The organism is Proteus myxofaciens ATCC 19692 (genome assembly GCF_001654855.1).
GTDB lineage: Bacteria > Pseudomonadota > Gammaproteobacteria > Enterobacterales > Enterobacteriaceae > Proteus > Proteus myxofaciens.
Genome location: NZ_LXEN01000181.1, coordinates 1 through 1,416 on the forward strand (window position 1 = coordinate 1; position 1,416 = coordinate 1,416).

Genomic DNA, 1,416 nt, shown 5'->3' on the forward strand with positions numbered 1-1,416 from the left:
GGGGTAAAAGTACTTATATGCGTCAAGCAGCACTAATTACTTTACTCGCGTATATGGGGAGTTTTGTACCTGCTGAAAAAGCGATAATTGGTCCTATTGATCGTATTTTCACGCGTGTGGGTGCTTCTGATGATCTCGCTTCTGGTCGTTCTACTTTTATGGTAGAAATGACTGAAACAGCAAATATATTACATAATGCGACTGAAAACAGCCTTGTATTAATGGATGAAATAGGTCGAGGAACATCGACTTATGATGGTCTTTCGTTAGCGTGGGCATGTGCTGAAAACTTGGCTAATCGCATTAAAGCAATGACATTGTTTGCGACTCACTACTTTGAATTAACAACATTACCTGAAAAATTAGAAGGCACTGCCAATATTCATTTAGATGCAGTTGAGCATGGTGATACCATTGCCTTTATGCACAGCGTTCAAGAAGGTGCTGCAAGTAAAAGTTATGGTTTAGCTGTCGCTTCATTAGCAGGCGTGCCTAAAGATGTTATTCGTCGTGCTAAACAGAAATTAAAAGAGCTTGAAGCAATTTCAGGTCATTCTGGATCAGGCCATGTTGAAACATCACAATTAATGTTATTAGCTGAAGCCGAACCGTCTGCTGTTGAATTAGCATTAGATAAAATTAATCCTGATACATTAACGCCACGACAAGCTTTAGAGCACCTTTATCACTTAAAAGAGATGATAAAGTAATATTAAGTATATCTTGTTCAGGTATGGGATTTATAAATAACAATGGCGTTATCGATTAAATAGCGCCATTATTTATTTAACTATTTATCTACTGTATAGCTATATTTTAGGCTGTCACCTGGCTTTGCCTCTCTACTATCATCATAATCATTGTACAGAGCATCATTAAAGCGAATAAATGCAGACAATGCTGGATTGAATAGAGCGCCTTCATATTTATCCATAATTCTTTTAACCGTATATTTTTGCGTATTTAAATCCAGAATCATGATGTTAGTAAAATCACCGCGATCTCGTTTAACGAGCAATTGGCTATCGCTTAACATGGGTTCACCTAAATATTTATACCCGCTTTCATATACTGTTTTCAGTTTACCATCAGGGAGATAATGCATAATTGAATAAAGCTCGCGCGATGGATGAAGTGAGATAAAATAGATATCACCTTGTTTGTTTTGAGCAACTTCTTGTACTCGTAATGGTAACCAGCGCGTATTCGTCACTTTTTTAGTTATCAGATTGAGCGTGACTTCGAGAGTATTTACTTTGAGATCATTATTATACCAAATAAGTAATGAATCCCCTAAAACGACATAGTTAAACGTTGTAAACTGCCCAAAATCCTCAGCATAATATTGCTTTACTAAATCTTCTGTTTTCGTAACAACAGACCAACTCTCACCTTCATCTTCACTTATCGCTATTT

2 protein-coding genes are annotated in these 1,416 nt (G+C 36.6%); one reads left to right on the forward strand and one right to left on the reverse strand.

Annotation, left to right across the window (positions count from 1 at the left end):
* On the forward strand, positions 1-710 hold a 710-nt coding region (locus M983_RS16505), incomplete at its 5' end, for a MutS-related protein (protein ID WP_074388194.1).
* 80 nt (positions 711-790) lie between these two features.
* On the opposite strand, the gene M983_RS17620 is transcribed toward M983_RS16505, so the two are convergent.
* Positions 791-1,416, reverse strand: a 626-nt coding sequence (locus M983_RS17620) for a hypothetical protein (protein WP_167348700.1), incomplete at its 5' end; no start/stop codon positions are given.